The sequence below is a fragment of the Pandoraea sp. B-6 genome (assembly GCF_000282835.1).
Taxonomy (GTDB): domain Bacteria; phylum Pseudomonadota; class Gammaproteobacteria; order Burkholderiales; family Burkholderiaceae; genus Pandoraea; species Pandoraea cepalis.
This window is the reverse complement of sequence record NZ_KB290495.1, coordinates 76588-85565: the sequence shown is the minus strand read 5'-3', so window position 1 is coordinate 85565 and position 8978 is coordinate 76588. Positions and strand designations below refer to the sequence as shown.

Sequence of the window (8978 nt, the reverse complement as noted above, 5' to 3'; positions counted from 1 at the left end):
TGCCGAGATTGCGCTCGCGTGCCGCTTCGCCGCCAAGGTCGATCGACGGGAAGAGCGACGCGCCGATCTGCGCCTTCAGCTGCTCGCGCGCGGCCTGCAAGGCATGCTCCGCCGAGGACAGGGAGGGGCTGTTGCGCAGCCCTTCGTCGACGAGGGCATTGAGGGTGTCCGAGCGATAGGCATGCCACCACGCGCTCACGGGGGCCGCGCCCACGTCGAACTGCTGTGCCGTGCCCTGCGCCACGTCGGTATGCGCGGGCGGCGCGCTGGCGCCATAGTGCGCGGGTGAGGGCATGACCGGCGGCGTGTCGCCCGGAGTGAACGCGCAGGCGCTCAGCCACAGTGGGAGGATCGGAACGAGCGGGGCGCACCAGCGCCGGGCGAGGCGCGGCATCATGAGCGGTCTCCTTGCGGGTTGGCCGCGTGTGCGGGGTCGGCGGGCGAGGCACGTTCGTCGTGACGCACGCGGAATGCCGTGGCGTACAGCGCCGGCAGGAAAAACACGGTCAGGATCGTGGCGCTGGTAATGCCGCCCATCAACGCCGTGGCCATCGGGCCGAAGAAGTTGCTGCGCAGCAAAGGGATCAGCGCGAGCACGGCGGCGGCGGCCGTGAGCGTGATTGGCCGGAAGCGCCGCACCGTGGCGCTCACGATGGCGTCGAAGCGCGGGTGTCCCGCGGCGATGTCCTGTTCGATCTGGTCGACCAGGATCACCGAGTTTCGCATGATGATGCCGAACATCGCGATCACGCCGAGCATTGCCACGAAACCGAACGGCTTGCCGAACAGCAGCAACGTGGCGACCACGCCGATCATGCCGAGCGGGGCCGTGAGCACCACGAGCAAGGTGCGCGCGAAGCTCTGGAGCTGGATCATCAGGAGTGTGAGCACCGCGATGATCATGATCGGCATCTGCGCCATGATTGAGGACTGTCCCTTGGCGGACTCCTCGACCGATCCGCCGATCTCGATGCGATAACCCACCGGGAGGGCCTTGCGGATATCGCCGAGCGATCGGTCGACGGCGTCGGTCACGTCGATCCCCTGCTTGCCCGCGCGTACATCCGAGCGCACGGTGAGCGTCGGCTGCCGGTCGCGCTCCCAGATCACGCCATATTCCAGGTCGTTCACCACATGCCCCAGCGTGGCCAACGGCACCGGGCCGTTCGGCGTGGGCATGGCGAGCGTGGCGAGCTTCGCCGGATCCACCCGCTCGGCCTTGGGCGCGCGCAGTGTGATCGAGATCAGCTTGTCGCGTTCGCGGTATTGGCTGATGTCGTAGCCCGTAAGCGTCATGGCGATGAAGTTCGAGATATCCGTCGAACTCACGCCCAGTGCGCGTGCTTTCTGCTGGTCGACTTCAAAGTGCACCGAGCGTTGTGAGGGCTCGTCCCAGTCGAACTGGACGTCGGCGGTGTCACCGTTCTTGCGCATGACGGCCGCCACCTGCTCGGCGATCTTGCGCACCGTGCCAATGTCGTCGCCGCTCACGCGAAACTGTACGGGAAAGCCGACGGGCGGTCCGTTTTCCAGTCGCGACAACCGGGTGCGCACACCGGGCATGGCCTCGCGCAGCGTCGGCTCGAGCCATTGGGCGAGCGCCTCGCGATCGTCCACGGACTTGGCGGTAACAACCAGTTGCGCGAAGTTCGGCGTGGGCAGTTGCTGATCGAGTGGCAGATAGAAGCGGGGCGCGCCGGTGCCGACAAAGCTCACCGTGTGATCGATCTCTTTCCGACCCTTGAGCAATTTTTCCAGACGTTGCGTTTCGCGCAGTGTCGCTTGATACGACGCCCCTTCCGGCAGACGGAGATCGACCATCAGTTCGGGCCGATCGGAACTCGGGAAAAACTGCTGGGGTACGAGCGAAAAGCCGGCCATCGAAATCAGGAACAGCACGACGGTGATGGCAAGCACGATCAAGCGGCGCTCGATGCACCATGTCAGCCAGCCGCGCAGGCGATTGTAGAAGCGGGTGTCGTAGACCTCGTGCTCATGATCGTCGCCGTGATGGGCCTCGCGGGCTCGCTCGGGCAACAGCTTGTAGCCGAGCAGCGGAATGAGCACGACCGCGGCCAGCCACGAGGCGAGCAGCGCAATGGCCGAGACCTCGAAGATCGAGCGTGTGTATTCACCCGTGCTCGACTTCGCCAGGGCAATGGGCAGAAAGCCGGACACGGTCACGAGCGTGCCGGTCAGCATGGGGAACGCCGTGCTCGTGTAGGCGAAGGCGGCCGCACGCTTGCGATTCCAGCCTTGGGAGAGCTTCACGGCCATCATTTCGACGGCGATGATGGCGTCGTCCACCAACAGCCCGAGCGCCAGGATCAACGTGCCGAGTGACACCTTGTGCAGCCCGATGTCGAAGAGGTACATGAACAGCGACGTCACGGCGAGGACAACCGGAATCGAAATGGCCACCACCATGCCGGTGCGCAAGCCAAGCGAGACGAGGCTCACGATGAGCACGATGGCGACGGCTTCGGCCACCGCTTCGAGGAAGTCGTCGACGGACTGTGACACGGACTTCGACATGCTCGCGACTTCAGTGAGCGTGAGGCCTGCGGGCAATTGAGCACGCAGCTCGCCCATCTTGCCGGCCAGCGCCTTGCCAAGGTGAACGACGTCCTGCCCCTTTTGCATGGTGATGCCGATGCCGAGCACGGGCTTGCCACCGAAGCGCATCTCCGAGACGGGCGGGTCGACATAGCCGCGCTTGATCGTGGCGATGTCGCCCAGCCGGAAGGATCGGTTGTTCACGCGGATGAGCGTGTCGGCAAGGTCAGCCACGCTGCGGAACTGGCCGCTCGGGCGCACGACCAGCCGGTCGTTGGGCGTGTCGATCGTGCCCGCGGGCGAGACCGCGTTCTGCGCGCCCACGGCCTGCGCGATCTGGTTCGGGGAAATGCCGAGTCGCGTCAGTTGCGTGTTGTTGATCTCGACATAGATGCGCTGCTCCTGGTCGCCGAAGTAGTCGACCTTCGCCACGCCAGGCACGCGCAGCAGCACGGTGCGTAGCGAGTCGGCGTAATCGCGCAACTGGGCGGGACCGAAGCCGTCGCCCTGGAGCGTGAAGATGTGCGTGTAGACGTCGCCGAATTCATCGTTGAAGAACGGTCCTTGCACGCCCTGCGGCAAGGTGTACGCGATGTCGCCGACCTTCTTGCGCACCTGGTACCACTCTTCCGGCACGTCGCTCGCGGGCGCCGAATCCTTCATCGAAAAAAACAGCAGCGACTCGCCAGGGCGTGAATAGCTGCGTTGGAAGTCGATCGCCGGCATCTCCTGGAGCTTGCGCGCGATCCGGTCGGTGACCTGCTCCTGCACCTGTTTGGCGGTCGCGCCCGGCCAGTACGTGCGGATGACCATCACGCGGAACGTGAAGGGCGGATCTTCTGATTGCGCGAGGCGCGAGTAGGCCAGAATGCCGAAGATCGTGGCCATCGCGATCAGGAAGATCACGAGCGCGCGATGCCGCAGGGCCCATGCGGAGAGATTGAACCGGCCCTCCTCGTGACGATAGTCCTTGGGTGCGGCGGGCGGCGCGGCGGGGGATGCCGCGGGCACAGGCGGCTTGCCGTCCTGCGGGCTCATGACGCGAAGTCCTCGGGGTGCAGCGGCGCAATCACGCGAACCTTCTCGCCGGCGGTGACGGTGTGCGCGCCTTGCCAGACGACGCGCTCACCGGGTTGAATGCCGCCCGCGATGGTGACGGTGCGCTCGCCGTAGCGAGCAATCTTCACGCGTCGCAGCACCAGCGTGTCGTCGGATTTGACGACCCACACCGCGGGTTGATCGCCCTCGTGAAAGAGCGCGGTCGACGGTAGCGTGATGGGCGGACCGTCGGCGAGTGGGGTGGCGGCGGGCCCGCCGGACACCATTGCGGCGGGCGTGGCCGATGTCGTCGACGGTGCCACAGGTGGGGCGACCGGCGGCGCGAAGGGTTGTGCGAACGCGACGTTGGCCGTCATGCCGAGTTTGACGTCGGGACTGGGTGAGAGCAGCGAGAGCTTGGCTCGGTAAGTGCGGCTCGTGGGATCGGCCGCCGGCGCGATTTCACGCACCCGCGCTTGCCACGTCTTGCCCGGCACCGCGGGCAGCGAGACGGTCGTCATCTGCCCGACGCGCAGGGCGCCGAGCACGACTTCGGGCACGTCGGTAATCACATCGACGTCGCCCGTCCATGCCAGCTGGTAAACCGGCTGACCCGCGCTGACGTTCTGTCCCGTATCGGCTTGCTCGGCGGTGATCACGCCGTCGCGATCCGCCTTGAGGCTGCCGTAGTTCAACTGGTCGCCGGCCAGTGCGGCCTGCTGCGTCGCCTGATTGCGCTGGGCGAGCGCGCTCGCGTAGGCATTCTCCGATTGTTCCAGCTGCGCCGGGGCGATGAGGTTTTCGCGGGCTTGCGCTCGGTCACGGGTGACGGTTTGTGTCGCGTAATCAAGTTGGTGCTGCGCCGCGTCGAGCTGAGCGCGCGCACTGGCAGCCTGCTTCGAGAGATCGCCCGGATCCAGCCGGGCGACGATCTGGCCCGCCTTGACGGCGTCGCCGAGTCGCACGCTGCGCTCGATGATCTGGCCTGCAACACGGAACGAGAGCGGCGTGACGTAGCGCGCCTCGATTTGCGCCGGTAGCGACACAACGGGCGCGTGCTCGGCGACCTTGGCCGCCACCGCCACGACCGGGCGCGGGGGCACCTCTGGCGGGGCTTTGCGCGAACACGCGCTCAATAGGGCGGCAATGGCCGTGATGGCGACGGCCAGGGCAAGGCGGCGTGGTGCGATGTCGGGCAGAAGGGGCATCGTGCGCTCGTAACTGACAAAGGGAGACATCAAGATTAAATCTACGGGCGATGATATATGGATTGACCGCGTGGTGCAACGGCGCTGCGCACGACTTTTCACCGCCCTGTGACTATCGACGGGGGGCGTGTCATTGGATTGTTGTCGGCAAGCCGGGAAAGGCCAACCGCCGAATTAATTTGGAGTACGATGCCTAGCGAGTACCCGACGCAACCACTGCGGACATGAGTGAGTCTTCGCGCGCACGACGCCACGTGGGCTTGAGACTTTGACCGAAGTCAAGCGAAGGGCATGCTGGGGGATCGCGCACGGCGGAAAGCTGGGGGTTCGCGGCTATGCTGGAGGTATCTGACGTTTCGCGATCATTCACCGGAGACGGATAGCCATGACAACACGCATCGCTTTGGTCACAGGCGGTATGGGCGGTTTGGGTGAGGCCATCAGCCTGCGCCTGGCCGATGCCGGGTATCGGGTTGCAGTCACCTGTTCGCCACAGAATCACGATTGCGAAGGGTGGGTCGAGCGCATGCGCGCCACGGGCCGCGAGTTCGCCGCGTACCGTGTGGACGTCGCTGATTTTGCCTCATGCGAGGCTTGCGCGAAAGCCGTCGAATCCGATACCGGTCCGGTGGACATCCTGATCAATAACGCGGGAATCACGCGCGACGCGACAATGCGCAAGATGACGTCCGAAGACTGGCAATCGGTATTGCGCACGAATCTGGATAGCGTATTCAACATGACCCGGCCGATCTTCGGCGGCATGGTCGCGCGCGGCTGGGGCCGCATCGTCAACATTTCGTCGGTCAATGGCAGCCGTGGGGCGTTTGGACAAGCGAACTACGCGGCGGCGAAGGCCGGCATGCATGGGTTCACCAAGTCGCTGGCGCTGGAGGTCGCCAAGGCCGGGGTGACCGTCAACACGATCTCGCCGGGATATCTCGCCACGAAGATGGTCACGGCGGTCCCGGCCGATGTGCTCGAATCGCGCATCCTTCCGCAAATTCCGGTCGGCCGGTTGGGGCGCCCGGATGAAGTGGCCGCCCTGGTGGCCTTCCTTGCCTCGGAAGACGCGGGTTTCATCACCGGCAGCAACCTTGCCATCAACGGTGGCATGCATATGGAGTGACTTGCAGCGACGCTGCCTACTACTTATTCAGGAGAGTCACGATGTCAAAGGAAACGAATCCGGCACTGACGATGGTCAAGCTCGGCACAGCGAGTGCGCTGGGCGCCTACGGCATTTTGCTGGAAGCTGCGCAACACATGCACCAATTGCAGGCAGAGCGCGATACCGAATTGCTCAAGGCCCATGCGGACGCCGCCAAGTCGCTCGGCGGCGCCAAGGACTTCAATGGGTTGTTGACCGCGCACTTGCAAATGCTCAACGGTCAGCTCGCGCAACAGAACGAATTCTGGCGCGAGTGGCTGGCGGTGTGCGCGAACAATCAACTGCTCTGGACCGAGCATTTGCGCAAGACGGGCGAAGAGCTGCAGCACGGCATGGCCGGTGCGATGACGCTGCCCGATCTGATGGGGGCGGGCACAATGCCAGGAGACGCCGCCAAGGCCGCCGAAGCGCCGTTGCAGAAGTGGTTCCAGGCATTCAACGACGCGACATTGGGCACGATGGACGCGTGGCGACGCTTGTCGACGCAAGCGGCACAGGCCACCGAGGCGGCCGTTTCTCAGCAGTCGCCTCTCAACGGGCGCGTACCGCCCAAGCGCGGCGGCGCTCCGGCTCAACGCTCGAGCACGTAAGCGCCGGGCGCATCGCATAGCGAGTGCGCAGGTGGCCAGGCGGTGGCGACGGATTTGCCGCTGCCTTGGGCGAGCAGCCACGCCTGCCATGCCGGCCACCAGGAGCTTGGCTTGGCGGGCGTGGTGACGAACCATTCGTCGGGATCGCGATACGCCGCGCCTGCCACGCGCGTCGCGACGCGATGGTGACTAGTCGGATGTCCCGGCTCACAGACGACCCCCACGTTGTGCCCGCCCGAGACGAGCGCAAACGTCAGATCGCCGTTGTAGAGCAGATGCATCTTGTAGACGGAGCGCCACGGGGAGATGTGGTCGCGTTCCGTCGCCACCACGAACATCGGCACGCGAATGTCCGATAGCGCGACCGGTAGCCCACCCACCTTCAGTGTTCCCGTCGCCAACGCATTGTTCAGATACAGCTCGCGCAGGCACTGACTGTGCAGCCGCGCGGGTATACGTGTGGTGTCGGCATTCCACACCGTAAAGTCGGTCGTTTGCGCCGGTTTGCCGAGCAGGTAGTCGTGCATGAGCCGCGACCAGATCAGATCGCGCGAATTGAGCAATTGGAACGTCCCCGCGAGTTGCTCACCGCTGATGAATCCCTGGCGCCACATCATCGCTTCGAGATACGCCACCTGGCTGGCGTCGATAAACAATCCCAATTCGCCAGGCTCGCTGAAATCGGATTGCGCGGCCAGCAGCGTCACGCTGGCGAGCAGGTGGTTTCCTGCCTCGCGGCCTTTCGAACGTCCGTCCCCGCCTCGGTGATCGCGACTGATCTCGCTTCCCTCTTCACCGCCGATCGGGTTTCCGCGCGCAAGCGTCGCTGCCGCGATGGCGAGCAGCGTGCCGCCCAGGCAGTAGCCGCAGGCATGAACGGGCACGTTGTCCGTCAGGCGATGCACCTCGCGCAGGGCGGTCAGCAGTCCGGCGTTCAGGTAGTCGTTCAGTCCACGGCCACGAGCCTTCGGCCCGGCGTTATGCCACGACATCATGAAGACGTTATGCCCCTGCGCGACCAAATAACGCACGAGTGAATGCTGCGCTTCCAGATCGAGGATGTAGTACTTCAGCAGCCATGACGGCACGATGAGAATCGGTTCGCGCCACGTCTGCGCCTGCGCCGGAGCGTAGTGCAGCAACTCGAAATACGCGTTGCGATAGACGACCTTGCCGGGCGTCGCGGCAATGTCGTGGCCAACGCAGAACGCTTTGCACGCTTCGGGCCCCGCCCCCGGCGCATGGCCCGCCGCCATGTCGCGCAGGTCGGACCACCAGCGTTGCGCGCCACTGACGAGGTTTTGCCCGTGCGTGTCGCGTACCGCGTTGATGACTTCCGGATTCAGGAACCAGACGTTGCTTGGCGAGAACACATCGAGCCATTGCCTTGCCATGAAGCGCACCACGTCGCGGTGGTGCCGATCGACGCCCGGGATTTCGCCCGTCATCGTGTCCACGAAATCCTGCGTTCGCAGGAAACGTTCACGCCACCAGGCGAACGGGAGTTGATCCCAAAGCGGGTCGCGGAAGCGCCGGTCGGCGATGGAGGGGCCGCCGACCTTCGCCCGATCACTGGCCGTGGGCTTGTCGATGGCGGCGAAAGCCTTGAAGACGTTGAGCTGATGCCCGGGCGCCGTCGCGGCGTGCATGGCCCAGTCGGCCCAGGCGAGCGCGACCGCTGCGGGCGAGACATTGCCGGTAAACCGCGCGGTCGCGGCCATCGCGGCACGGTCCAGGCTGTCGGTAAATGAGGTGGCCAACGACGGAAATGCGATCTCGGGCGTCTCCACTGGCGCAGGTGTGCCTCCCGTCGTGGTAGAGACAGGGCTTGCTACGGCGGCCGGCACCGGGCCAGGGGGCGTCGCACGGCGCGTCGGCGGATTCGCCGCTTTGGGCGTGCCGCGCGAGCGCGATGCGGAGGAAGATTGGGACGATGGGGACGACGGCGATTCGGAGGTCTTGGCAGTGCGAGCGGGCATGGCGGACTCCGTTCTACCTCGCTACGATCATGCGAACGCGCGCGGCGGACGACGAAGCGAGGAGGATGCATTGGGCAACCCCGGTGTCGCGACGTCAATACGTCACGGGGCGTTTCGACAAATATATCGCAGACGCTATGCACGTATCGTGATCTGCGACAAATTGCGCAGGGACGACGACGTCATTCCGTGAGGTGGTTCATCGTGCCGCGGCTGGCGTCGGGGCATCGGGCGAGGCGGCGGGTTTCGCCGGCGCGGGGCGCGAGGGCCGCAGGGTCGACGAGGGCATGGGCTTTCGTGCGCGCCAACTGATGCGACGGAACGGGTGCTCGCGTCCGGACAGCGTGAGCGCGACATGGGTGATCCAGCGCTGCGTCGGCACGCGCTCGCCGTGCAGCCACATCACAAGCGCGAACAGGCTGGCCGCCATCGGCAG

The 8978-nt window shown here is 65.3% G+C and carries 6 protein-coding genes and 1 pseudogene; 2 read left to right on the top strand and 5 right to left on the bottom strand.

What is annotated here, in order from left to right; all coding sequences use genetic code 11:
• The 3 genes from A985_RS28925 to A985_RS0104460 all read right to left on the bottom strand — a co-directional run.
• Window positions 1–397, bottom strand: a 397-nt coding sequence (locus A985_RS28925) for a TolC family protein (RefSeq protein WP_232424516.1), incomplete at its 3' end; no start/stop codon positions are given.
• Entirely contained in the window at window positions 394–3594 is a 3201-nt protein-coding gene (locus A985_RS0104465; protein ID WP_017232210.1) for an efflux RND transporter permease subunit, read from the bottom strand. The genes A985_RS0104465 and A985_RS28925, both read right to left, overlap by 4 nt.
• Window positions 3591–4802: an efflux RND transporter periplasmic adaptor subunit gene (locus A985_RS0104460; protein WP_017232209.1), complete on the bottom strand. Its 1212-nt coding sequence runs from the start codon at window positions 4800–4802 to the stop codon at window positions 3591–3593. The genes A985_RS0104465 and A985_RS0104460 overlap by 4 nt, the downstream gene beginning before the upstream one ends.
• 385 nt (window positions 4803–5187) lie before the next feature.
• Between A985_RS0104460 and phbB the strand changes: the two genes are divergently transcribed.
• Both phbB and A985_RS0104450 read left to right on the top strand, forming a co-directional pair.
• Complete coding sequence (gene phbB, locus A985_RS0104455; protein ID WP_017232208.1) at window positions 5188–5931, top strand: acetoacetyl-CoA reductase; 744 nt, start codon at window positions 5188–5190, stop codon at window positions 5929–5931.
• Between the two features lie 41 nt (window positions 5932–5972).
• On the top strand, window positions 5973–6563 hold the full coding sequence (locus A985_RS0104450) for a hypothetical protein (RefSeq protein WP_017232207.1): 591 nt from the start codon (window positions 5973–5975) through the stop codon (window positions 6561–6563).
• Here A985_RS0104450 and A985_RS0104445 read toward each other — a convergent pair.
• Window positions 6545–8542, bottom strand: a complete 1998-nt coding sequence (locus A985_RS0104445; protein ID WP_157211346.1) for an alpha/beta hydrolase — start codon at window positions 8540–8542, stop codon at window positions 6545–6547. The two genes, A985_RS0104450 and A985_RS0104445, sit on opposite strands and share 19 nt — an antisense overlap.
• A gap of 199 nt (window positions 8543–8741) precedes the next feature.
• Window positions 8742–8978 (bottom strand): annotated as a pseudogene (locus A985_RS28445) (hypothetical protein); the annotation flags it as partial.